Below are 24,448 nucleotides of genomic sequence, written 5' to 3'. Positions count from 1 at the left end.
CCCTTCACAATAGTGCTATAATAAATATCCTGCTATAAAATTTAAATTTACTTATTACATTACCAAACAGCTACTGTAGACAAGAAAGAAGGAAAAAACATTGAAAAATCAGACCAATGCTGCCCAGGCCGAAAACCCTCTGGGAACCGCCCCTGTAGGCAGCCTGATCGCCAAATTCGCCATTCCCGCCATCATCAGCATGCTGGTCAGCGCTCTGTACAATATCGTTGACCAGATCTTTATCGGCCAGGGCGTAGGAATGCTTGGAAACGCCGCCACAAACATCGCATTTCCCGTAACCATTATCTCTACTGCTGCTGCATTGCTCCTGGGAATCGGCAGCGCCTCCAATTACAACCTGGAAATGGGCGCAGGAAACGAAAAAAAAGCCAGCTCCATTGCAGGAACCGGACTCTCCACGCTGATAATCTCCGGTACGATACTCTCTGTCATTGTCCTTCTGTTCCTGAAGCCACTTCTTCATTTTTTCGGCGGAACACCGGACGTCATGCCCTATGCCATTGATTACATAGGGATCACCGCCATTGGACTTCCCTTTTATGTTTTAAGCACAGGCGGCAACCACCTGATCCGAGCAGACAGGAGTCCTACCTATTCCATGACCTGCATCCTGGCCGGTGCCGCCATCAACACCATCCTGGACCCGCTTTTCATCTTTGGATTCGGCTGGGGCATCAAAGGTGCAGCCTGGGCAACCGTGATCGGCCAGATTGTATCCGGACTTCTGATCATCTTTTATTTTTCCAGACTCCGAAAAATGTACCTGGACCACTCCATGCTGATTCCTAAGGCACGCAATCTGTCTGCCATTTTTTCTCTGGGAATGGCATCCTGTATCAATCAGGTTGCCATTGCTGCAGTGCAGATCGTCATGAACAATACACTTCGCCATTACGGAGCACTCTCCGCTTACGGAAGTGATATTCCAATCGCCTGTGCAGGGATCATTTCCAAAGTCAATCAGGTATTTATGGCCATCTGCATCGGAATCTCCCAGGGCTCCCAGCCCATCTGGGGATTTAACTACGGCGCCGAAAAATACAGCCGCGTGCGCCAGACATACCGCTATTCCGTAACCTTATGTACTGTGATCGCAACCATATTTTTTATCTGCTTCCAGTTCTTCCCGCATCAGATCGTAGGCATCTTCGGAAACGGCAGCGACCTGTACTTTCATTTTGCAGAAAAATATCTCCGCATCTTCATGCTGATGACCTTTGCCAACGGGATCCAGCCTATGTCCGCCGGCTTTTTTACCTCCATTGGAAAAGCCCGGCTTGGTGTGATCATGTCCCTCACAAGGCAGGTGCTCTTCCTGCTGCCGCTGATCGTCATCTTCCCGGTCTTCTTCGGAATCGATGGCGTCATGTACGCAGGACCAATTGCAGATACCTCTGCATTTGTGCTGGCCGTTGTTTTTGCCAGACGTGAGCTTGGAGTCATGAAAGCTGCAGAACAAAACGCCTGACACAAGAAAGAATCCTGCTTGCAGGATTCTCCGCCTGCGACGGGTCGCTTCAGCGACATTATTCCTCTCCGTCGCAGTGCGATCCTGCCCGGAGGGCTTTTTTATGTTATGGGAACATTACGGAGTAATTTCCTATAACATAAAAAATGCCATGTAATTTACTGCCCATCGGCAATATATTACATGGCATTTCTCACATTCTCAGATATTTATCTGAAACCACCAATTTCTGATCTTTTCTTCATCCTCCGGCAGCTGCTTATGATCAGTCACCCTTCAGTACAACACGGATCTTCTTATAAATTACAAATACGATCAGAGATGTCAGTGCATATTTAAAGATATTAAACGGAGCAATGATCAGCAGTGCAAAGGTAAGCAGTCCGTTTACGGAGCTGTGTACTGCGCTTCCCATCTGGATAAAGGTCTCGATCGGCATTCCAAACGCCTTACCGTAAGCCGGAAGCAATACAAAGGCATTGACAAAGCATGCAAGGATCGCTGTCAGGACTGTTCCTGCTGCCATACCTGCAACTGCATGTACTCTGCTCTTTTTGTGACGGAAACGGTAGATCAGGCCGGCCGGTACCACATAGGCACATCCAAACAGGAAATTGGCAACATCACCAACACCGGCAGTCATGGTCCCCTTAGTCACAAGATGTACGAGAATCTTCACAAGTTCGATCAGGATACCTGCCACAGGTCCCATAGCGAAGGTTCCTACCATAACCGGTACCTCGGAAAAATCAAGCTGATAAAAAGATGGTGCAAGAAACGGGATCGGAAACTCAAGATTCATTAATACTCCTGCCACAGCACCAAGCATGGCTACCTGCGCGATGGTTCTTGTTCTGCTTCTTTCCACGGCATTTCCTCTCTGTAATATCTGTTCACTCATAACTCTCTCTCCTTCTTCAGAAATATTCAAAGAAAATTTCCACAAGAAATCTTTATGCGAAAAAAATTTCTATTTCTTCACATAAAAAGCCCCGGGAGCTTCTTCCCGGGGCACTGAGCACGTTCTTTAAATACTGCGCGTTCTTCTCTCATCCAGACTTTACTGTCGGTTCCGGAATTTCACCAGATCAGCCGCCAAAGCGGGTCGCGGACTATACCGCCGGTAGGGAATCACACCCTGCCCCGAAGAAATTTCCTTTTTTATGAGTTCATTATAACGCGCTCTTTTTATAATTACAAGGCTTAATTCTGTCCCGGAAGTATTGTTCTCCATTTATATGGGTCTGAGATCCGCTCATTTATGATCAAACCCGGATTTTCTTTACCGTACTCCAGCTACTGTAAAGAATCTTTTTTCCGACTCTTTTATATGACCGGATGCGGACATAATAGGTCTTTTTGTTTTTCAGTCCTGATATCTTATATCTGGTCGCAGACTGTTTTCCAACTGTGACCGTTTTTCTTTCTTTTGTAAATCTGCTGTCTGCTGCATACTGGATCTGATAGCCGGTTGCCTGTATATTTTTCTTCCAGCTTGCGATAAAGGATCTGTTTGCTTTTTTCAGTCCTGTCAGCAGAGTTTTTGGAGGCAGGATCTTAAAGGTAATCGTTTTGTTGATACGACTGTATTTTCCAGTCCCTCTGACCTGCACAGTTCCAATTCCGGAGTTTTTATTATTTTTGTAATACAGCTTATAAGCACTCGCACCGATCTTCTTTCCATTTACAGTTACGGTTACTGATGGCCGGATGGTTTTTCCCGTATAAGTGTAAGAGGTTCTGTTTAGCTTAACATTGCTGACAAACTTTTCTGTCTTTTTTATGATCTTGAAATGAATGGTTGCAGTACCTTTATAATAACCGGTACCATAAATGGTTACCGTTGCCACACCCGGATACTGATTATCCTCGTAATACATATAATAATCTTCGCCGGCTTTCAATCCGGGTATCACGATGTCCGGTGTGATCTCATTTCCTGTATATGTCTGATCAGCTATTGGATCCGCAGCCGGTAGTTTTCCGTAAATAGTAAAATATAATGTTTCCGATCCTTTATAATTGCCGATTCCCGTGAGCTCTGCACGAGCTTCACCAGGCTTTTCATTATTAACATAGGTTACCGTATAATCTTTCCCCCGTACCAGTCCGTCAATTACCACTTCCGGTTCCACTTTTTTTCCTTTAAAGGTGGTTTCCAGGTAGGTTTCATTATTTTCCGCAAAATAGCACACATGCATTCCATTTTCATCTGGCGTAATCTTGAAACTCCGCTCTACTGTACCGCAGAAAATATCTTTTCCCGTGATCTTTATAGTCGCAGTTCCTGCATTGATGTTATTTTCATAAGTTACTTCATAATCGGAGCCCTGCTCAAGTTCCGGTGCGGATTCACTGGATTCTATTTCGGGTTCATGGCTTTTTCCATTATATTCATAGTCTGAAGTGATCTGTTCAAACCATTCATTCTGAAGCGGTATCCGGTTGTCTGCTGACAGCTCCACAAACGTGCAGCCATGGTCCTCTGCGTATTTCTGAAGTGTGGAATCCTTTTTTCCCGCGATCAGTGCTGAATCCCTGAACGCATCATCCGCCCAAACAGTATCTGTGCTCAGTACTCTTATCCTGCACCCGGAAGACAGACGAAGTCCATTTTTCCCAACTGATTTTACAGATGCGGGAATTATAATATCACGGATCCCTGAACTGCTCTGGAATGCATATTCACCGATTTCTTCCAAACCTTCGTTCAGGACAGCTTTCGTAAGCGACGAGCAGTTTCCGAATGCACCTTCTCCAAGGCTTCTGACACTTCCCGGGACTGTTATGGAAGAAACATTTACACAGTAATAAAAAGCATAGTCTCCCACGCTTACAGTTCCATCCGGGATCTGGTAATCTCCGGAACGTCCGGACGGAAACACGATCAGTTTTGTGCCATCCTTGCTGAATACCACTCCGTCTTTTTCAGAAAAATACGGATTTTCCGGATCTACTTTAATTTCTGTCAGACTGGACTCAGACAAGCCCTCCACAAAAGCAGCCAGCCCTATAGATGACACATTTGGGGGAATCGTAACAGATTTCAATTTCTCACAGTTGTAAAAAGCATTCTTTTCGATGGTTGTAAGCGAATCCGGCAAAGTAACAGACTCTATATCAGAAGCCTGGGTGCAATACTGGAAGGTACTGTTTCCAAGAACCGTTACTTTTCTTCCGTCAATAGTATCCGGAACTACGATATTTGTATCTGTCCCTTCATACTGATACAGCCTGAGTGTTCCATCATTCAGGATCTCATAAGAATAGTCATAGTCCATTTTGGACAATTCATAATGTCTGGGGGCATTTCCCGTATATCCGCAGTCAACCAGATATCTTTCGCCGTCAATAATGACTACGGAATTCCTGTGACCGCTTCCTGCCCCCGGATCATTTGCCGCATACCTTGCATACACGGTCAGTCCCAGTTTTTCGCACATATAGTTCACTGCGCTGGTATTGGCCCAGCAGTCTCCGCCGCCATCCAGCATCAGGCCTGTATAACCGGAATGATACTGACTGTAATTAAAGTTGTTGGCAAGCCATCTGGCGATCGTCTCAACCTTTTTATAATCGGACATTTCCGCAGTAATATTTTCTTTGAGAAATGTATCCATTTTTTGTTCTGCGTAATACTCCGCATAATCTTTGAGTATGAATTTATAATAAACGGTACTGTTTCCATCCTGTACAGAGATCAGGGTCTCTCCAAACATGTATTCCCACTGGCTCTTTACGTCATTTCCGTTTTTGTCTACATAGGTTACATACTGCATTTTAGGAGTAACAAGACCGGTTTCGCTGACTTTCGCAGTATAACCGGAAACAACCGTATATACCGGATTTTTGCCGGATGTCTGGATCTGATAAGATGTCTGCATGGTATCCGGCATGGAGATCACACTGCTGTAGGTATCATTCATCGCATACAGATATATTTCTGTGCTCTCCACATCTGTTTCTTTTTCGGAAGTGCCTGCTGCCGGAATATCATCTGTGAATATATCTTCCTGCTGCTCCTTGTTTTCTCCGTCACCAAAAATTTCTTCCGGTGCCGCAGCCTCCTCTGTTCCTTCTGCTTTTCTGATGACCGCCGAAGGTTCTTCCAGAATTAATCCTTCATCAGAATCCTGTTGTATTTCCTCATTCTCTGAGCTTTCAGCTTCATCCGTTTCCGTTCCGATATCTGATCCCGGAAACTCTTCTTCTGTAATCTGATCTGTGCTCACGGTATTATCTTCTCCCGCGATCTGATCTGTGTTTACGGTATTTTCTGATTCCTCAAAATTCCCGTCATCTGTAAAAGTATCAATGGCGTCTGTTATATCCGTCTGTGCGTCTGTAAAATCTTCGGCCACCACCGGTCCACATGGAACAATAGACATACATAATGACAGACCAAATGCTATCAATTTTTTCGGAAATTTCATTTCGTACCTTTCCTTCCTTTTTATGTAAACCATTTATATGTAAGTTCTGTTTTTATTATAACGCGGCCCTGTCTTTTCGCAAGCTGCAATAATGTCCCTAACTCTGCAAAAAACCGCTGTGATCTTCATTTTAGATCACAGCGGTTTATGTTTTATTATCGGAACATCAGACTTTCCACAATTTCAGCATTACTGTTCTTTCCATATCCGCATTCAATCAACCAGTTTTCTGGCTGGATACTGCCAACACCACGTTCTACTGTGATGCTGCATGCTCATATGCATTCTGTATTCTTACAGAATATCGATATGTTCTCCTGCAAGTGCCTTGTTCATGCTTCGTACTGCGCAGAATTTACCGCACATGGAGCAGGTATCATCATGCTCCGGTTTGCGCTCGTTCCAGATACGTTTTGCTGTTTCCGGATCCATGGCGCATTCCCACTGTGCCTCCCAGTCAAGCTTTCTTCTGGCATCTGCCATCTTGTCATCGATCTCACGGGCACCGCGGACACCTTTGGCAATGTCTGCTGCATGAGCTGCGATCTTAGATGCCATGATTCCCTGTTTTACGTCCTCAAGATTCGGAAGTGCAAGGTGCTCTGCCGGTGTTACATAGCAGAGGAATGCTGCTCCGGACATAGCAGCTACTGCTCCGCCGATCGCGGATGTGATGTGGTCATATCCCGGTGCAACGTCAGTTACGATAGGTCCTAATACATAGAACGGTGCACCCTGGCAAATGGACTGCTGTACTTTCATATTTGCCTCAACCTGATCAAGCGGCACATGTCCCGGTCCCTCAACCATAACCTGAACGTCCTTTTCCCATGCACGTTTGGTCAGCTCGCCAAGACGTACAAGCTCCTCGATCTGGCATACGTCTGTTGCGTCAGCCAGACATCCAGGACGGCAGGCATCACCAAGAGAGATGGTCACATCATACTCGCGGCAGATATCCAGGATCTCGTCGTAGTATTCATAGAACGGATTCTCCTCACCGGTCATACACATCCATGCAAATACAAGAGATCCTCCTCTGGAAACGATATTCATTTTTCTCTTGTGATTACGGATCTGATCGATGGTCTTTCTTGTGATTCCACAGTGAAGAGTTACAAAGTCAACACCATCCTGTGCATGGAGTCTTACTACATCGATAAAATCTTTAGCTGTCAGCGTATCAAGATCTCTCTGATAGTGGATAACGGAATCATAAACCGGAACGGTTCCGATCATTGCCGGACACTCGGATGTCAGCTTGCGTCGGAACGGAATGGTATTTCCGTGGGAAGAAAGATCCATGATAGCATGGGCGCCCATGTTTACAGCTTCCATTACTTTCTGCATCTCTACATCGTAGTCCTTGCAGTCTCTGGATACACCAAGGTTTACATTGATCTTGGTGCGGAGCATGGAACCTACGCCCTCCGGATCGATACATTTGTGATTTTTATTTGCACAGATTGCCACCTTACCGGAGGCTACCAGCGGAAGCAGTTCCTCTGTTGTCATGCGTTCCTTCTTAGCTACGATCTCAAGCTCAGGTGTGATGATGCCTTTACGGGCTGCCTCCATCTGTGTACTGTAATTTCTCATGTAAAAAAAATCTCCTTCCATAAATTCTTTGTGTTTATACAACAAAAAACCGGCTGCTGCAACGCATACGCATCACGGCAACCGGCTCTTACTCTTACGTACTTAATGAAAATCTTCTGTACTTCTGATCTCTTCTGTACTCTCTGATCTTCTGTGTCTTTAAGAATCCTTCGTGCATATGTCCCTACGTTGGCATTATCCAAATCAGGTTATGGGTCAAGACATTTACAGTCTACTCTCAGCTCGCTTCAGCGGGCCCCCCTGTTTTCATATGTTGGGGACGTTTGTTCGTCCATGTGGTTATTATAGTATACCGGCTAAAATTTGTAAACCACAATTCTGCATTTTATGACTTTTTCTTTCGACATAATCTGCCATTTTATCTCTCAAACTCCCCCGGATCTTTCTTTACAGACATTCTTCCACAGCTTTTCTGTTCCCCGTCAGGAGGATATCCGCAATCCGCATTCACTGCTTATTGCTTTTCGCAATTACAGCAGTCGATTTCCCTGATCCGGTCAATCTCTGCAAGGTTTTCTGCACCTGCACGGCGGATCCCCGCAAAAATGGAACCCGCAATATTGTGCCATACACTGAAGATCGCGCCCGGAAGTGTTGCAAGCGGATTGGCTGCAAAATTAGCTGCTGCCAGTGAGACAGCAAGGCCACTGTTCTGCATGCCTACCTCTATAGCTATAGCAGTTGTTCTGGAATACTCCACATGGAAGATTTTTGCAGCCAGAAATCCCAGCATCATACCACAGAAATTGTGGATCGCCACTACTCCAAGCACCAGAACTCCACAGCTTACGATCTTCTCTGCATTTACAGCCACAATTCCTCCGATGATCATAACAATAGCTACAACCGACACCAGCGGCATAACATCGGATACCTTATCCACATGCTCTCCCGCAAGGCTCCGAAGAAAAACTCCCAGGAGAACCGGGATCAGAATTACCTTTACCACAGAGATCACCATGGCCCAGAAGGATACTTCCACCCAGGCTCCTGCCAAAACATATACAAGAAACGGTGTCATCAACGGTGCTGCCAGTGTGGAAACTATGGTCATTCCCACAGAAAGCGCCACATCACCTCCTGCGATATAGGTGATCACATTGCTGGCTGTTCCGCCCGGACAGCATCCCACCAGGATCACTCCCAGTGCCAGATCTGCCGGAAGGTTCATCACTTTACACAGAAGCCAGGCGATCACCGGCATAATGGTATACTGAGCCACTGCACCGATCACCACTTCTTTGGGTCTGGAAAAAATTGCCCGGAAGTCATCCAGCTTTATGGTCAGGCCCATACCAAACATGATCACTCCCAGAAATACAGACGTATAGTTCGTCATCCAGGAAAATCCGTCACGCCAGAAAAAAGCCAGGCAGGAAAAAGCGATGATAATGATCCCGATATATCTGGATGCTAGGCTGCTGATAATTCCGATTTTCTTTAAAACTTTTCCCATACATTATACCTCGTAGCTGAAGTTGTCGATCAGTCTTGTTTTTCCGATGTAAACAGCCATTGCTACAAGAACGCTGCGGTCAGCTTTTTCCACCGGCTGCATGGTAAATGCATCTACCATGGATACATAATCAATCTTTGCCAGAGGCTCTGCTTCGATCACTGCTCGCATTTTTCCGAGAAGCTCTTCTGCCGGGATTCCTGCGTGAATGGCTTCCTGTCCGGCTTTTACTGCCTTTGACAGGCAAAGAGCTGCTTTTCTCTCTTCAGGGCTTAAGTATGTATTTCTGGAGGATTTTGCAAGTCCGTCCTCCTCACGGATGATCGGACAGCCTACGATCTCAATATCGAAGTTCAGATCACGCACCATCTTGCGGATGATGGCCAGCTGCTGTGCGTCTTTCTGTCCGAAATATGCTCTGTCCGGTGCCACAATGTGGAACAGCTTGGTCACAACGGTACACACACCCTTGAAATGGATCGGACGTGTTTTTCCGCAAAGTGTCTCTGACAGAGTATCTATACTTACAAATGCGTGGGGATCATGATACATCTCGGAAGGCTCCGGGCAGAAGATCAGGTCTGCTCCCAGGCTTTCGCAGAGTTTGCTGTCACGCTCAAAGTCTCTCGGGTAGGCTTCCAGGTCCTCGGTAGGACCGAACTGTGTAGGATTGACGAAATCGGATACCACTACGATATCATTCTGCTCTCTGCATTTTTTGATCAGGCTTGCGTGTCCCTCATGGAGAAATCCCATGGTTGGCACAAGGCCTACTGTTCTTCCTTCTTTTTTCCACGCTTTGATCTGTTTTCTTGTTTCTTCTACTGTTTTTGTTACCTGCATTGTGCTCTCCTCTTTTCCGGTTCTGGAACCGGTTTTCTGAATAGATTCGAGATAGCCTCTTTTCTGAATTCACCTTCGTCTTATTGTATTTCTAATCTGCGTCAGGCCATATCCTTCAGCAGTCCGTGTTTCTCATAATTGGTCACTCTGCTGATCCTGTTCTCTTCATCTACAAATACAACTGCAGGCTTGTGAGTACGGGCTTCTTCCTGCTCGTACTGTGCGTAAGCCATGATGATGATCTTGTCACCGGTGCTTACACATCTTGCTGCTGCTCCGTTCAGGCAGATCATACCGCTTCCGCGTTCTCCGCAAATGGTGTATGTCTCGAAACGGCTGCCGTTGTTCACATCTACGATCTGGACCTTCTCATATTCCAGTATCCCGGCAGCTTCCAGCAGTTCCTCATCCACAGTGATACTTCCTACATAATCCAGTTCCGCCTGGACAACGGTTGCTCTGTGGATCTTTCCTTTTAACATCTCTATTGTCATCTTATATAAGTCCTTTCCTGCAGGGAATAACTTTCAAGTGGATAAAAGCATCCGCTTCTGTATTTAATAAAAAAACGTCTCGGGGTACACTTCGACCCTGAAACGCTTCTGATTGATTCCCTGTATATTGAGTCCTGTTTTTTATACACGAAAAGCATACTCTTCAACAGTTGCTCAAAATTCCCATAACTGTTGTAACGCCTTCGTTATCATCGATACAGGCTCGTATCTTTTATAATTTTCATATATCCGTCCGTTCCCGATCCCGGGTTCCGGCTGGCTATTTTTATATAAGATTCCAGTGATTTCAGCCAGAGTATAGTTTTGAGTCCAAATACTATCTCTGTGGGGTATTATTGCACCCCGACACTGGTTTGTCAATAATTTTCATATTCTCTATTATCGTGAATGGCAGTAATAATCTCAAAACCAGTTACTTTCATCAAAAAACCCTCCCACACAGCAATTTCTCTGCCATGTGAAAGGGCTTTAGCTTTCTTCCTTTATGCACATTATTTATGGATATGCACATCCAGCTGATTATAAGGAATCTCAATTCCATAATAATCAAAATCTTCCTTGATCCTCTGGTTCAATCTCCATCTGGCTGCCCAGTAGCGGTCGGTATCTACCCAGACACGAAAGCCCATGATCACAGAGCTTTCTGCCAGCTCATCTACGAATACCACCATCTCTTCGTCTTCTCTTGTATCCGGATCTTCGGTGAGGATATCTTCCAGGATATCCTTGGCCTTCTGGATATCTGCATTGTAAGAGATCCCCACTTTGATCTCCAGCCTTCGCTGATCCCTTGCTGTTACGTTGGTGATGGTCGCATTGGAAAGAGTACCGTTGGGGATCACGATGTGCTTGTTATCAATGGATAACAGCGTTGTATAACAAATCTCGACCTTGGCTACCGTTCCCTCGCTTCCGTCCTGTCCGTTAACGATGATGTAATCCCCTACCTGGAACGGCTTGAACAGAAGAAGCATCATACCTCCTGCCAAGTTGGCAAGTCCACCCTGGAGGGCAAGACCCATAGTAACACCTGCAGTTCCAAGAAGTGCTGCCAGAGATGATTCCTTTACTCCAAAGCTTGTGGATATATTAAAGATCAGGAGTATGTAAAGTATGATCTTGACCAGAGAGGACATAAACTGTGCCACTCCTGTATCCAGCCTGGATTTTGTCAGTGATTTCCTCACAAACTTTACGATCCATTTAATTACCGTGCTTCCTACCCAGAAAGCAACGATAGCCAGAACAACCTTGATTCCGAATTTTGTGATGTCCGGCAGGTAATTTTCAAACATCTGCCTGTACTGGCTTACCTGATTTCCGACCTCCTGCACGGTCTGTACAGTACTATCCAAATATAATCCCTGCTACTAAAAACATATACATATGTGTATATGCTAGATGATTTACTACAATCTCACGATTTGTAGTTACTGCTTCAACGTATATGCTTTTGATGATATAAATATCAATCTACTCACAAGTTCTTGTACACTCCACAGTCGTAAATTCCCGACTAAGCCATCGGTACATATCTGTATAGTCTTGTATATGACATTATACAGACTTCATCTAAATAGCTTTTCCTTTCTTAATATTTGTTTTTCTTTGCTACTTGGTTTTCGTAGACTTATACCATTACTCAATTACAACCATCAAGGTTCTACCCTATAGTTAGCAAGGCTGTTTCAACTTGCACTGGTTCATTTCCTGTAATTCCAGTAGTTTTAAGTTACCAACTAGTGTTTTGGATTTTAAACACCTTTGAGTGTATTTACTCACATTTGTTGACATTTCTGATTACATATGTATCCCTCTTGTCTGATCGATCATTCGATATACATATGCGGATCGATCTATGTATTCCTGATGTAAACATTCCCTATAATCCGCATCTGGTAATATAATAATACAGCAGTGGTTTTTCCCTGTAAACCTGATTTCTCCGGTTCTATAAAGTATAGGGTATAAACCACTGCTGTATTTCTGTTATAGCTTTATTGTATATCTGTCCGGTAATCCGCCGCAGAATGCTGCTGAATATACATTACTGTTCACTCTGTTCTCAGTAACACGCCTGGCGATGCACAGAATTTATGCTGATCGCATAAATTCGCGCGGTATGTCTCGGATTTTCTCTTTATTTACTGATTCCCTTCATGGAAAGGCTGATACGTTTTTTCTTCATATCAACACCAAGAACACGGACATCCACGATATCTCCCACACTGACTGCTTCCAGCGGATGTTTGATGAATTTCTCGCTCATCTCGGAAATATGGACCAGGCCATCCTGATGCACACCGATATCCACAAAAGCACCGAAGTCAATAACATTGCGGACAGTTCCCTTGAGGACCATGCCTTCTTTCAGGTCTTTCATATCCAGGACATCGGTACGGAGGATCGGTTTCGGCATCTCGTCACGTGGATCTCTGGCAGGTTTTTCCAGTTCCTTTACGATATCACGTAAGGTTGGCTCTCCAATCTCCAGCTCCTTTGCCAGTTTTCCGTAATCGCGGATCTGCCCGGAAATACCGGTAAGCTTACGCTCTGCCACATCTTCCGGTGTGTAGCCCAGCTTTTCCAGGAGTTTTTTTGCTGCGTCATAGCTTTCCGGATGGACACTGGTTGCGTCCAGAGGATTTTTGCCTCCTGTGATCCGTGTGAAACCTGCACACTGCTCAAAAGCTTTCGGACCAAGCTTGGCAACCTTAAGAAGCTCTCTTCTTGTCTGGAAACGGCCGTTTTCCTCACGGTAGGCTACAATATTCTTTGCGATGGCCTTGCTGATTCCGGAAATATACTCCAGAAGGGATGCAGATGCAGTATTCAGATCCACTCCGACCTTGTTTACACAATCTTCCACAACGCCGTTAAGGGCTTCTCCCAGCTTTTTCTGGTTCATATCATGCTGATACTGACCGACACCGATGGATTTCGGATCGATCTTTACAAGCTCTGCAAGCGGATCCTGTACACGTCTTGCGATGGATGCGGCGCTTCTCTGTCCAACATCGAAATTCGGGAATTCTTCCGTGGCAAGCTTGCTTGCGGAATATACAGAAGCACCTGCCTCGTTGGTGATAACATACTGGACCTTTTCAGGGATTTCCTTAAGAAGCTCCACGATGATCTGCTCGGATTCTCTGGATGCCGTTCCGTTTCCTACAGAGATCAGTGTCACATGATATTTGCTGATAAGCTTTTTCAGGGTTTCCTTTGCGGCACGGATCTTGGTCTCATTGGTTGGTGCTGTGGGATAAATAACTGTGGTATCCAGAACCTTTCCGGTAGGATCTACCACTGCCAGCTTGCATCCGGTACGGAAGGCAGGGTCCCAGCCAAGAACTACCTGTCCTGCAATTGGAGGCTGCATGAGAAGCTGCTCCAGATTTTTGCCAAAGACATGGATGGCACCGTCCTCTGCTGCCTCTGTAAGGGCGCTTCGGATCTCACGCTCAATAGCCGGTCCGATGAGACGTTTATAGCTGTCCTCAATGGCTTCTTTCAGAACAGGTATAGTGTATGGATTATCGCGGACGATCACCTGTTTTTCAAGATAACGGATGATCTCTTCCTCAGGTGCAAGGATCTTCACAGTAAGGAATTTCTCTTTCTCACCACGGTTCAGAGCAAGGACACGATGACCTGCAAGCTTTTTCACCGGCTCCTCAAAGTCATAATACATCTCGTATACAGACTGCTCCTTCTCATCTCTTGCGGTAGAACATATAGTTCCCTTATCCATTGTTCTCTTACGGATACTGATACGATAATCTGCTTCATCAGAAATGTGTTCTGCAATGATATCTCTGGCACCGCTGATGGCCTCTTCCACAGTTTTGACTTCTTTTTCCTCAGAAAGAAATGCTTTTGCCTCTTCTTCAAGAGGTTTCTTCGTCATCTGGAGAAGGATGATGTCGGCCAGCGGTCCCAGACCTTTTTCCCTGGCGATGATGGCACGTGTACGGCGCTTCGGGCGGTACGGACGGTAAAGATCCTCTACCACAACGAGTGTCTGCGCTGCCTCGATCTGTTTCTTCAGCTCCGGAGTCAGCTTGCCCTGCTCCTCGATGCTGCCCAGAACCTGAGCCTTTTTATCCTCAAGATTTCTTAAATAAGTAAGTCTCTCATTAAGATTACGAAGCTGTTCATCGTTCAGTGTACCGGTTGCTTCCTTACGGTATCTGGAAATAAAAGGAATGGTGCAGCCTTCATCGATCAGCTTAACCGCTGCCTCGACCTGCCATTTCTCAACGTTCAATTCTCTGGTAATTACCTGAATAATATCCATTTTTATCTTTCTCCCGTTGTTTCAAATTTGCCTGAGGCTGCTTTTTCCTCTTTACACAGCTTCTGACATTTATCAAAGATCAATCTGTGCGATCACGTCCTTCAGAGCATTGGCGCTTGCATGAAGCTTCTCTGTCTCCTCCTCGGTCAGCGGAACACGAACGATACGTTTTACACCTTCCGGTCCGATAGAAGCCATGGTACTAAGACATACGTCTTCAACACCGTACTCTCCGTGAAGCATGGTTGATACACTGACTATTGTATCAGATGCTGCAAGAAGAAGCGAGCAAAGTCTGCAAACAGATACGGCTACCGCATAAAATGTAGCACCCTTCTTGGCGATCACAGTTGATCCTGAAGTATGAACATACTCCAGAACCTCTTCTCTGTCAAGTGGCTGCAGATCTTTCTGATCCTCATGAACGATCTTGTCAAACTCATCAAGGGTCGCACCTGCAACAAAGGCTCTGGACCACGGTACAAAGGAAGTATCTCCATGCTCTCCGAATACATAGGCGTGGATGTTTTTCTCAGATACACCGTAGTGCTGAGAAAGTCTGCAGCGGAGACGGGCCGTATCCAGGGCGGTTCCGGAACCAAGGATCTGATTTTCCGGCAGTCCGGAAAGCTTTGCAAATGCATAAGTCATAATATCACATGGATTACTTACGATAATATAAAGCGCTTTGGGAGCCACCTTTACGATCTCCGGAGTAATACTCTTCATAATGTTGACGTTGGTCTGTGTCAGCTCGATGCGAGTCTGTCCCGGTTTTCTGGCAATACCGGAAGTGATGATCACAATGTCAGAATCTACAGCATCCGGGTAATCTCCTGCCACGATGGAGATCGGCTCACGGAAACTGGTTCCCTGCTCAATATCCATAACCTCACCTTCAGCCTTATCTTTGTTAATATCGATCAGAACAATCTCTGATGCAATACTCCTCTGTGATAAGGTATAAGCGATAGTTGCTCCTACACTTCCTGCTCCGATGATCGTAATTTTACTGCTCATATTTGTTCTCCTTTCAGCGTTGTTTGTCATTTTAATAACAACTTTAATTACACACATTCAAACATAACATAAAACATTGCCCTGTGCAATAAAAATTTTATTGTATTTCTCAGGTTAATTCCCGCTAATTTGCATTTCAAATTATTTAAACCGATTGTATTTTCTGATATTTTCCCTATTATTCTGTATACATTCCTGTTATTTTTTTATCGATTTATAGAAGCAATTTCAGAAACCTAGCAAAAAACCTCTGAACTTCAAAAAAATCAAGAAGTCCAGAGGTTTCTTTCACCTCTTATTATTGGCTTAGATTCAGATGTTTATAGCTGCTCCAACGTTCACCCGGTTAATTCTTTGCCTGGGCAAGGGCCTTTTGTGCAGCGTCCAGGATCCCTTCGGAGGAATATGTGGCTCCGCTGACAGTATCGATTCCATCCGCCGACTGGTTTGCCATGATCTGAGAATAGATCGTGCTCCATGCAGGATCAAAAAATTCCGGTGTATCCTGATTTGTCTGCTCAATGGATACGATCTGGCCTCCTGAGATCGTAATTGTCAGATATGTTTTTCCTCCATATCCAAAAGCCGAGCCTGTATACGTTCCATCTCTGTACATTCCCACCGGTTCCGGTGCTTCCGTTGGCTCCGGTGTTGCATCCGGCTCATCTGTCCCTGGTGTTGGAGTTACATTGGGTTTTTCAGGAACCGGCGTCACATCCGGGTCGTCCGGCTCCGGCGTCGGGGTTGCTGCCGGCGTCTCTGTTGGCTTCGGTGTGGCCGTTGGTTTCGGCGTTGCCGTAGGTTTCGGTGTGGCTGTTGGCTTTGGTGTCGGTTTCTTTGTCGGAGTTGGTGTCGGTTTCTTTCCATACTCCGGATTGATCGCTTCTTTAAGAGCTTTTTTTACAGCGTTGAGAATTCCGTTGGAGGAATAGGTTGCTCCGCTGACTGCATCAATATCATCTACAGAATCCGTACCAATGATCTGTTCCTCCAGCACGCTCCATGCTTTTTCAAAAAACTGCTCCGTGTCCGTATTTTCCTGTTTCAGGGCTTCGATCACTCCATCCTTGATGGTCACAATTACTTTCACGTCTCCATTGAAGCCCTTTGCCGAAGCTGTATATTTACCGTCCAGATATTTTTGGGGACTGTCCGGATCTTCCGGTTTCTTTGTAGGAGATGGTTTTTTTGTAGGTGACGGAGCTGATGTCGGAGTTGGTAAAGCAGTTGCTGCAGGTGTAGGGGTGACCTGCTGGCTGTTTCCATCTGCCGCTGCCTGGGAGAGGGCATTCTGAACTGCCTGGATGATTCCGTTGGAGGAATAGGTTGCTCCACTGACTGCATCTACATTCGGTGTATTTCCGGCGATCATCCTGCTGATCACACCCTGAGCTGACGCAAAATACGACGCGGTTTCTCCAGATGCCTCCAGAATATCTATGGCTGCAATCTTTCCGCCGCTGATTGTTACTCTCACGCGAATCGTCCCGCCAAATCCGGTTCCGCTTCCTTCATACGTACCGTCCTTATATCCATCTGCCGGAACGCTTGCTACCGGTGTCTGCGTGGTTCCCTGTCCTGCGGCGCTGGCATTGCTTTTTGCAGATTCGGAAACCGTTCTTGTACCTGAGCTTTTTTTCGCTGCTGTTTTTTTTGCACTTTTTTTCGATGAGCTTTTCTTTTTTGTTGTACTGTTTTTCTCAGCTGTGGCAGTTGTGCTGTCAGAAACAGTATTTTCTTTTTCATACCCGAGATATTTTTCCAGCTCTGAAGCAGACATTACGGTCGTCTCTGCTTGCCCGACTGCTTCTGTCTCTCCATCAGAGCCCTTCGCCTTTATGCCTGAAAACACAAGCGCCGCAATCACAGCAGCTGCAGGAACCAGCTTGGTCCAGGGTATCTTCGGAGTATTTTTTTCCTCCTGCTTTTTATCTTTCAGATCTTTTTCCATGCTTCCTTACTCTCTCCTCTTTTCTTGCGGCCTCTGTCAGACATTGCTCTTCAGAAATCAGCAGACCTCTGCCGCAGACATTGCTCTATGTCTGCGGCAGAGGCTTCTGGATATCTGTGATCACATTCGGTTCAACAGTGAAATTATTTAACTGTTACCACAAATTTCTTTGTAATTCCGTTGCATTTCACTGTGATCGTTGCTTTACCTTTTTTGATTCCCTTTACAACACCCTTGCTGTTTACAGCTGCAACTTTTTTATTGCTGCTTGTATATGTAACCTTGCCTGCAGGTGCTGCTTTGGATCTGATGGTTGTTGTTTTACCTTTTTTGATCGTTGCAGAAGATTTTACAAGACTGAATGCAGGATTCTTGACAACTACTTTGCAGGTTGTCTTCAGGGCTCCTGCCTTTGCTGTAATCGTAACGGTTCCTGCTTTGATTCCTTTTACAACACCTGTTTTACTGTTTACGGTTGCAACCTTTGTGTTGCTGCTTGTGTATTTTACAGTTGCAGATGGTGTTGCAGTTGCTTTTACAGTTGCTGTTTTTCCTTTGTAGATCGTTACGGAAGCCTTTGCGAATTTAATTGTAGAAGCTTTTACTGTTACCTTGCAGGTTGCTGTGGCATTTCCGACCTTTGCTGTGATAACTGCTGTTCCGGCTTTTACGCCTTTAACGACACCCTTGCTGCTTACCGTTGCAACCTTTGTGTTGCCGGACTTAAATGTTACTGCTGCATCGCTGTCATTTGTTGTTGCCTTAAGAGTCGTTGTTTTTCCTGTATATACAGCTGCTGCTGTCTTATCAAGTGTAACTGTTACCTTCTGAAGCTCTTTCTCTGCTCCCTGAAGATGTTCAAGTGCTTCATTTACCTCAGCCTGACTTGCATCTGTTTTTGCAAGAATGTCTTCTGCTTCCTGAAGCTCACCGGCAAAGGACTTCCAGGTTGCAATTGTGTAATCTGCCTCTGCCAGAGCCTTTGCAGCTTCCACTTCTGTTTTAAGACTTGTAAAATCAGTTGGCTCCATTGTAGGATTTACGATATTCTCTGCAGTTGCCTGGAAGCTGTAGGTATAGTCATTATATCCGAGAGCATACACTGTCAGTTTCCAGTATCCTGTTCCGTCTGTTCCTCCCGGAAGCTTGCAGCGTGCAGATTTTGTAAGTCCAAGCTGGATTCCCATTGCTTTATGCATCCAGTTATCTGCGGCAAACTTGGTTCCATAAGAAGCGAGGCATTTTGTATATGTGGAATCATCTCCATAATAATCCCAGCGTACAGCCTGCATATTTGCACCAAGATCGCCATAATTTCCATTGAGATCCACACGGAGGAATTCGCCGTAGCTTCCGCTTGCTGCTTTTACACTCGGCTTGATCTCTGTTGCTGTTTTTAACGCCTGATCCTTGATACCGGAAGCTGTTCCGTCTGATTTTCTTGCTGTAAATGTAAAGCCGTCACCATTTTTCTCCACATATTTCAGACCATTTGTCTGTGCATTTACGTCTGCCACAAGGCCTTTATAATACTGGAGATTGTTTTCACTGTATCCTCCGGAGAGCACAGCTCCATCCTGTACAACATTATACTTTTTGCAGAAATCTGCAAAATCTGCGGTCTTAACTGCTACCGGGACATATTTCAAACCATATATCTCATAATGATCCATCGTATAGGTTTTTCCATCTTCTGTTGTTATACTGCCTCTGTTCCATTTTACCTTGGAACCATCTGTAAGATAAAGTGTGCTTCCTTTATCCTCCCAGTAGGATACGTCGAATCTGGTTCCGTCTTCAGCAATGATCGTAGCTTCTGTCTGATAGCTTCCTCTGTGGAGTCCATGATTTGCAGTCGCTCTTGTTACTGTATCAAAAGCTCCTGTATCAAACTCACTATGTGAATCCTTCTCTTCTGAAGAGCTTGTATCTCCAGCTGCATATACGCCTTCTGCTGCCCAGTACTCACCCCAGGTAAGTCCTGCATATACGTACTGATACTCGCCTGTCAGCTGGTCAGAATCGGAAAATGCTTCCGCCACTTCATCGCCTTCTGTGAAATCCTCTTCCCCTGTAGAGAACGGGTCTGCTTCCTCTGCTGTCTCATCCAGAGTCTCGACAGCTTCTGTATCTTCCTGCTGGATATCCTCTGTCTCGTCTGCAGCAGCATCTGGCACTGCTGCATCCTCTGCTGCTTCTTCTGTTATGTCTGCAGCATCCTCTATAGCTTCTTCTGCTACAGCTTCAGTATCCTCTGCCGTTTCCTCTGTGCTAAAATCCTCCGTATCTCCTGCCTCTGCCTCGGAAACCACGGCTGCATCAAGATCAGATGCCATTACAGCGGTCGGAAAGGTTGTTGCTGCCACTGCAAGACTTAAAATGCATGGAGCTGTTTTTTTCAATAGATTCCACTTCTGCATTGCTTATTCCTCCTAAAAATATGATATATTTATAGAACCCTTTCCAGGTTTACTATCGCAAGTACTGCGGATATGAGCATTCCCCTCTGCCAAACAGTCATAAACCGGATCGCCGGGAGATCAGCTTCACTCTGCAATATCCTCCACACTATAGGAATCCGCAAGCAGGCTGAACCGCTCTTTCATCCCCTCAGTGAGATATACATGATGGTCTTCATCCACAAAAAGTCCGTCTGCACCGTAAGCTTTCAACAGCTGTGTCCCTTTTTCCACCCCCAGCACAAAACATGCTGTGGAAAGCGCATCTGCCTCCAGACCTGAGTCACAGACTACCGTTACCCCGGTCACTCCGCTTTCTGCCGGATAGCCGGTAGACGGGTCCATAATGTGGTGATACCTTACACCATTTTCGATAAAATATTTCTCATAATCTCCGGATGTGGAAAGAAATTCTGTACCATTTAAGGCAACCACACCAAGATAGTCATCCTCATTTTCAGCTCTGGGATCTGTCACCGCCACATTCCAGGAAGAACCATCCGGCTTGCTTCCGTAGGTCATGACACTGCTTCCTCCCAGATTCATAAGTGCTGCTGTTACATCCTTCTTTGTTTCCAGTTCTTTAAGGATCAGGTCACAGCCAATACCCTTTCCCGCTGCTCCAAGATCCAGAGAACAGCCCTCCTCCATATGGACCGTATTTCCGTCAAGAAAAATCTTCTGATATCCGGAATCCTTCAGAACATTCTTAATTTCTGCTTCTTCCGGAATTTTCTGGTTTTCCCCTCCAATATCCCACAGGCGGATCAGCTTCCCAATGGTTGGGTCAAAGGCTCCGTCAGAATCCTCTGCGATCTTCAGAAGACGTTTCAGGTATCCGGAAAGCTCGTCGGAAATCTCCGTATCTTTTCCGCTGTCTGCATTCACCTTATAGATCTGGGACTTCTCATTGGTCCAGGAAAGAAGGTTCGTCTCCACATCTGTCAGCACAGCTGTCAGCTTACTGTTTATATCGTCACCTGTGGTATAGAGTGTTTCTGATACCACAGTATCCATTGCAAAATCTGTATCGGTATATGTCTGTACATCCTTTTCCGAAGCAGCCATGCACAGCACAGGAAACAACACCGCAATCCCTGTAAATGTAACTGCTGCCAGAAAAGTTTTCTTTTTCAGAGCCTGATATCTCATAGATCATTTTTCCTCAATTGTTCCAATGTGAATATTTTTTCTCGGGCATGCTGCGGCACATGCGTGGCAGCAAAGACATTCGCCGGATCTGCCTGTGTCGCCGTCGATATCCAGATGCGCCGGACATCTTTTTTTACAGAGACCACATTTCGGCGGACATTTCTCACGGTTTCTCCGAAACAGTGCACCCGGAAGGATTGGCATTAATGCAAAAACCGCTCCCATGGGACAGAGAAACTGGCAGAAAAACCTTTCCTGTGTACACATTCCCACAATGATCAGCACCAGGAGCATAATTCCCACCAGATATTTGCTGTTCGGGAGCCGTCCTGCCGTGAGCATGGAAAAAACATCCCACGGGCTGGTTCCCGTAAGCTTTCCGTATACACCTGTAAGGCAGGAAAGCAGGAGCAGTGCCAGTACGATATATTTGACTTTCTGAAGCCCGTGAACCATTTTTTCGGAAAGAGCCGGTTTCTTTTTTTTGTGAAAGCATTTCATCCGGATCCAGGAAAAGCCTTCATATACGGCATCTCCGAAAGATCCGAATGCACACGCATATCCGCAGAAATGTCTTCCGAAAAAGCAGGTAAAGATCAGAAGCACTGCCGTTACAGTCAGAAAGGAATTCCACTCCACCGGCTGACCGGCCGCAATGGCAAGAAAGATCGATTTGATACCTGCAAAGGCTGTAGAAAACAGAGACGGGGCGGCAATAAAAAATGCCAGCTGTATTCCCGCACGCATCAGCCTTACCTCCCGCTGTCTTTTTTTCATGAGTTTTCCGCCTTTCCAAGTGCCGCATCCACTGCGTTCAGGATTCCTGTGGAGCTGAACGTTGCTCCGGATACGGTATCCACATCTGTACTCTGAGCACTCAGGATGGAATCGATCACACTCTCTGCCTGTGAAAGATATGCACTGTCCTCACCTGGGGCGCTGACTACGTTGATGGATGTGATCTCATCACCGGTAAGTGTCACCTCCACCTGAATGGTCCCGCCGTATCCCTCGGCTTCTCCTGTGTAGGTTCCATCTTTATATACATTATCGGAATCTGCGGTTGCTGTGTCCTCTGCGTCTGCATCGGATACATTGCCGTCTGAAGTGTCTGTTGTTTTGTCATCGCCTGCTGTATCTGCATCACTGCTGCCTGATCCTACAGATGCTGCCTGATTCTGCATACGATTTACATAACTCGTCTCCAGCGCACTGAGAAGTTCATTCTGCTGCTCCTGAAGTGTATCTACCTTATCTGTCAGAGCCGCGATCTCTTTTTCATTTGCCTGGGCTTTCATACTGCTGTTATAAAAAAGTATAGCCAGGATCACCAGTAGTAAGGAGATCACTCTCATATAAAAATTCTGATTTTTCATCTCTTTTCTCCCTTGTATTTTTAACAATTCTGTAAATTGCTGCATCAGGCTCAGCTGTACGAACATATATTGCTGCGTCAGATGCTCTCGATCTATTCCTTCAATCTGCGTATAACTGTCTTTTGGATAAATTATATAGTTTTTATCCATATACATAAATTAGTTTCGATTAATCTTTTTTGTAAAATTAGATGATGCTAACTTACAGCTAGGTATTATATCACCTGTTTTTTTTCTTGTCTACACTTTTGTTAGTAGTTTATAACTTTTTCCAATATGAATTTTTTCGCCACTCCTCCCTTTCCGTTGGGAACAGCTGTATGAATTATGGTTAGATATCATTAACTTATGTTTGCCTTTTAATTTCGATTATGATATGATTTTTTCTGAATCTGTAACAGAAATGGAGATTTGTTTTGAAGAAAAAAGAATTGATTTTTATTGCCGGGATCCTGATTCTGGCGGGGGTTCTCTGGCTTGGTTTTCAGATTGCAGGGAAACGTTCCCATAATACGATCCGTATTACCGTTGACGGAAAAGAATTCGGAACCTATTCGCTTTCCCAGGACCAGATCATCCACATCGGAGACACCAATGTCTGCGAGATCAAAGATGGAAAAGTTACAATGATCGAAGCAACCTGCCCGGATCATTACTGTATGAAACAGAAGGCTGTGGACGAGCACGGCGGTTCCATCATCTGCCTTCCTAATAAGGTTGTGATAGAAGGGGAAAATACTGCAGAGGATTCGGAGAGTTCGCCTAAAATTGATGCGGTGACATAAAATTTCCGGAGAATATGCGCAATGCGTGTTCTCCGTAGATTTTTCTCTGACAGATGATATTCTGTCTGTGCTATTCCTGCAACGATATTCCTGTAACAAATGAAAGGATTTATTTATGAAACGAAAAACAGCTTATCTCGGATTATTTGCCGCAGTAGCGATCATTTTTGGATATGTGGAGTCTCTGGTCCCTGTATTTACAGGGATTCCGGGTATCAAGCTCGGGCTTGCAAACCTGGCGGTGCTTTTTATACTGGACCGATATTCCTTTAAAGAAGCGGCTCTCGTGTCCGTTGTCAGGATCCTGGTGATCGGATTTATGTTTGGAAATCTGTTCAGTATTTTGTATAGTCTGGCTGGCGCTGCGCTTAGCCTGACTGTGATGGAGCTTTTGAAAAAACATTCCGGCTTCAGTCTGATCGGTATCAGTGTGGCCGGTGGTGTCACACATAATATCGGGCAGCTGATCGTTGCCATGATCGTGGTGAGCAATACGAGTTTGATGGTTTATGCACCGGCACTGCTGGTAGCAGGTGTCCTGGCGGGGATTCTCATAGGTGGGTTGACAAAGGAGGTTGTGGGACGACTTCCTTTGAATCTATAATTATGTGGTTTGCTTTTTGGATTATGGTTTTCACTTTTTGAAGTGAGGGGAAATTGTGTGGTTTGATTTTTTAGATTATAGTTTTCACTTTTTGAAGTGAGATAAATTGGGTAGTTTGATTTTTTGGGATTGTAGTTTTCACTTTTTGAAGTGAGAGGAAATTGGATGGTTTGATTTTTTTGGATTATAGTTTTCACTTTTTGAAGTGAGATAAATTGGATAGTTTGATTTTTTGGGATTGTAGTTTTCACCTTTTGAAGTGAGAGGAAATTGGATGGTTTGATTTTTTTGGATTATAGTTTTCACTTTTTGAAAGTGAGAGGAAATTGGATGGTTTGATTTTTTTGGATTATAGTTTTCACTTTTTGAAAGTGGGTAATTTGCGAGAAGGGGAAGCACTCATAGTTGCGAAGGCCGTCTCCCCTTCTCGCGCTCTTCCCCTCCTGGC

17 protein-coding genes and 1 riboswitch are annotated in these 24,448 nt (G+C 45.2%); of the genes, 3 read left to right on the top strand and 14 right to left on the bottom strand.

What is annotated here, in order from left to right; all coding sequences use genetic code 11:
- Positions 1 to 100 precede the first annotated feature (100 nt).
- A complete protein-coding gene (locus LKD46_RS14320) occupies positions 101 to 1,489 on the top strand; it encodes an MATE family efflux transporter (protein ID WP_242981860.1) in 1,389 nt (462 codons plus the stop codon).
- Positions 1,490 to 1,754: 265 nt separating this feature from the next.
- On the opposite strand, the gene LKD46_RS14315 is transcribed toward LKD46_RS14320, so the two are convergent.
- The 14 genes from LKD46_RS14315 to LKD46_RS14250 form a co-directional block, all read right to left on the bottom strand.
- Positions 1,755 to 2,390 (bottom strand): ECF transporter S component, encoded by a 636-nt coding sequence (locus LKD46_RS14315; RefSeq protein ID WP_022426189.1) that lies wholly within the window; start codon positions 2,388 to 2,390, stop codon positions 1,755 to 1,757.
- 136 nt (positions 2,391 to 2,526) lie between these two features.
- Positions 2,527 to 2,644, bottom strand: a riboswitch (FMN riboswitch).
- Between the two features lie 110 nt (positions 2,645 to 2,754).
- Complete coding sequence (locus LKD46_RS14310; RefSeq protein WP_158526506.1) at positions 2,755 to 5,922, bottom strand: fibronectin type III domain-containing protein; 3,168 nt, start codon at positions 5,920 to 5,922, stop codon at positions 2,755 to 2,757.
- Positions 5,923 to 6,216: 294 nt separating this feature from the next.
- Positions 6,217 to 7,521: a phosphomethylpyrimidine synthase ThiC gene (gene thiC, locus LKD46_RS14305; RefSeq protein ID WP_022426187.1), complete on the bottom strand. Its 1,305-nt coding sequence runs from the start codon at positions 7,519 to 7,521 to the stop codon at positions 6,217 to 6,219.
- A 475-nt stretch (positions 7,522 to 7,996) separates the two neighbouring features.
- Complete coding sequence (locus LKD46_RS14300) at positions 7,997 to 8,998, bottom strand: bile acid:sodium symporter family protein (RefSeq protein ID WP_110104000.1); 1,002 nt, start codon at positions 8,996 to 8,998, stop codon at positions 7,997 to 7,999.
- Positions 8,999 to 9,001: 3 nt separating this feature from the next.
- On the bottom strand, positions 9,002 to 9,841 hold the full coding sequence (panC, locus tag LKD46_RS14295) for a pantoate--beta-alanine ligase (RefSeq protein ID WP_110104001.1): 840 nt from the start codon (positions 9,839 to 9,841) through the stop codon (positions 9,002 to 9,004).
- Between the two features lie 101 nt (positions 9,842 to 9,942).
- Positions 9,943 to 10,335: an aspartate 1-decarboxylase gene (gene panD, locus LKD46_RS14290; RefSeq protein ID WP_015526224.1), complete on the bottom strand. Its 393-nt coding sequence runs from the start codon at positions 10,333 to 10,335 to the stop codon at positions 9,943 to 9,945.
- A 512-nt stretch (positions 10,336 to 10,847) separates the two neighbouring features.
- Positions 10,848 to 11,711 (bottom strand): mechanosensitive ion channel family protein, encoded by an 864-nt coding sequence (locus LKD46_RS14285; RefSeq protein ID WP_330409294.1) that lies wholly within the window; start codon positions 11,709 to 11,711, stop codon positions 10,848 to 10,850.
- Between the two features lie 785 nt (positions 11,712 to 12,496).
- Positions 12,497 to 14,653 (bottom strand): Tex family protein, encoded by a 2,157-nt coding sequence (locus tag LKD46_RS14280; RefSeq protein ID WP_092069796.1) that lies wholly within the window; start codon positions 14,651 to 14,653, stop codon positions 12,497 to 12,499.
- A 72-nt stretch (positions 14,654 to 14,725) separates the two neighbouring features.
- Positions 14,726 to 15,673 carry an L-lactate dehydrogenase gene (locus tag LKD46_RS14275; RefSeq protein WP_015526226.1) on the bottom strand — a complete coding sequence of 316 codons (948 nt, stop codon included), beginning with the start codon at positions 15,671 to 15,673 and terminating at the stop codon, positions 14,726 to 14,728.
- A 346-nt stretch (positions 15,674 to 16,019) separates the two neighbouring features.
- Positions 16,020 to 17,624 carry an FMN-binding protein gene (locus tag LKD46_RS14270; RefSeq protein WP_110104002.1) on the bottom strand — a complete coding sequence of 535 codons (1,605 nt, stop codon included), beginning with the start codon at positions 17,622 to 17,624 and terminating at the stop codon, positions 16,020 to 16,022.
- 143 nt (positions 17,625 to 17,767) lie between these two features.
- Positions 17,768 to 20,044, bottom strand: coding sequence for a penicillin-binding Tp47 domain A-containing protein (locus LKD46_RS14265; RefSeq protein WP_227574286.1), 2,277 nt, complete (start codon positions 20,042 to 20,044; stop codon positions 17,768 to 17,770).
- A 126-nt stretch (positions 20,045 to 20,170) separates the two neighbouring features.
- On the bottom strand, positions 20,171 to 21,235 hold the full coding sequence (locus LKD46_RS14260) for an FAD:protein FMN transferase (RefSeq protein ID WP_110104004.1): 1,065 nt from the start codon (positions 21,233 to 21,235) through the stop codon (positions 20,171 to 20,173).
- A gap of 3 nt (positions 21,236 to 21,238) precedes the next feature.
- On the bottom strand, positions 21,239 to 22,012 hold the full coding sequence (locus LKD46_RS14255) for a 4Fe-4S binding protein (protein WP_110104005.1): 774 nt from the start codon (positions 22,010 to 22,012) through the stop codon (positions 21,239 to 21,241).
- The gene (locus tag LKD46_RS14250; RefSeq protein WP_110104022.1) at positions 22,009 to 22,611 is read right to left on the bottom strand and encodes an FMN-binding protein; all 603 of its coding nucleotides are present in this window, start codon (positions 22,609 to 22,611) and stop codon (positions 22,009 to 22,011) included. Before LKD46_RS14250 ends, LKD46_RS14255 begins: the two co-directional genes overlap by 4 nt.
- A gap of 416 nt (positions 22,612 to 23,027) precedes the next feature.
- Here LKD46_RS14250 and LKD46_RS14245 point away from each other — a divergent pair, with 416 nt between their 5' ends.
- Positions 23,028 to 23,396: a NusG domain II-containing protein gene (locus LKD46_RS14245; protein WP_059086694.1), complete on the top strand. Its 369-nt coding sequence runs from the start codon at positions 23,028 to 23,030 to the stop codon at positions 23,394 to 23,396.
- Positions 23,397 to 23,511: 115 nt separating this feature from the next.
- Positions 23,512 to 24,000 (top strand): Gx transporter family protein, encoded by a 489-nt coding sequence (locus LKD46_RS14240; protein WP_015526232.1) that lies wholly within the window; start codon positions 23,512 to 23,514, stop codon positions 23,998 to 24,000.
- Positions 24,001 to 24,448: the final 448 nt, after the last annotated feature.

Source organism: Blautia fusiformis, from assembly GCF_020686995.1.
GTDB lineage: Bacteria > Bacillota > Clostridia > Lachnospirales > Lachnospiraceae > Blautia_A > Blautia_A fusiformis.
This window is presented reverse-complemented; position numbering and strand designations above follow the sequence as displayed.

Excerpts from the sequence above, each read along its gene's own strand:
- LKD46_RS14250 (WP_110104022.1), bottom strand. The coding sequence starts at position 22,611 with ATGAAAAATCAGAATTTTTATATGAGAGTGATCTCCTTACTACTGGTG.
- thiC (WP_022426187.1), bottom strand. The coding sequence starts at position 7,521 with ATGAGAAATTACAGTACACAGATGGAGGCAGCCCGTAAAGGCATCATC.
- panD (WP_015526224.1), bottom strand. The coding sequence starts at position 10,335 with ATGACAATAGAGATGTTAAAAGGAAAGATCCACAGAGCAACCGTTGTC.
- panC (WP_110104001.1), bottom strand. The coding sequence starts at position 9,841 with ATGCAGGTAACAAAAACAGTAGAAGAAACAAGAAAACAGATCAAAGCG.
- LKD46_RS14265 (WP_227574286.1), bottom strand. The coding sequence starts at position 20,044 with ATGCAGAAGTGGAATCTATTGAAAAAAACAGCTCCATGCATTTTAAGT.
- LKD46_RS14310 (WP_158526506.1), bottom strand. The coding sequence starts at position 5,922 with ATGAAATTTCCGAAAAAATTGATAGCATTTGGTCTGTCATTATGTATG.
- LKD46_RS14280 (WP_092069796.1), bottom strand. The coding sequence starts at position 14,653 with ATGGATATTATTCAGGTAATTACCAGAGAATTGAACGTTGAGAAATGG.
- LKD46_RS14315 (WP_022426189.1), bottom strand. The coding sequence starts at position 2,390 with ATGAGTGAACAGATATTACAGAGAGGAAATGCCGTGGAAAGAAGCAGA.
- LKD46_RS14255 (WP_110104005.1), bottom strand. The coding sequence starts at position 22,012 with ATGAAAAAAAGACAGCGGGAGGTAAGGCTGATGCGTGCGGGAATACAG.
- LKD46_RS14275 (WP_015526226.1), bottom strand. The coding sequence starts at position 15,673 with ATGAGCAGTAAAATTACGATCATCGGAGCAGGAAGTGTAGGAGCAACT.
- LKD46_RS14240 (WP_015526232.1), top strand. The coding sequence starts at position 23,512 with ATGAAACGAAAAACAGCTTATCTCGGATTATTTGCCGCAGTAGCGATC.
- LKD46_RS14270 (WP_110104002.1), bottom strand. The coding sequence starts at position 17,624 with ATGGAAAAAGATCTGAAAGATAAAAAGCAGGAGGAAAAAAATACTCCG.
- LKD46_RS14300 (WP_110104000.1), bottom strand. The coding sequence starts at position 8,998 with ATGGGAAAAGTTTTAAAGAAAATCGGAATTATCAGCAGCCTAGCATCC.
- LKD46_RS14260 (WP_110104004.1), bottom strand. The coding sequence starts at position 21,235 with ATGAGATATCAGGCTCTGAAAAAGAAAACTTTTCTGGCAGCAGTTACA.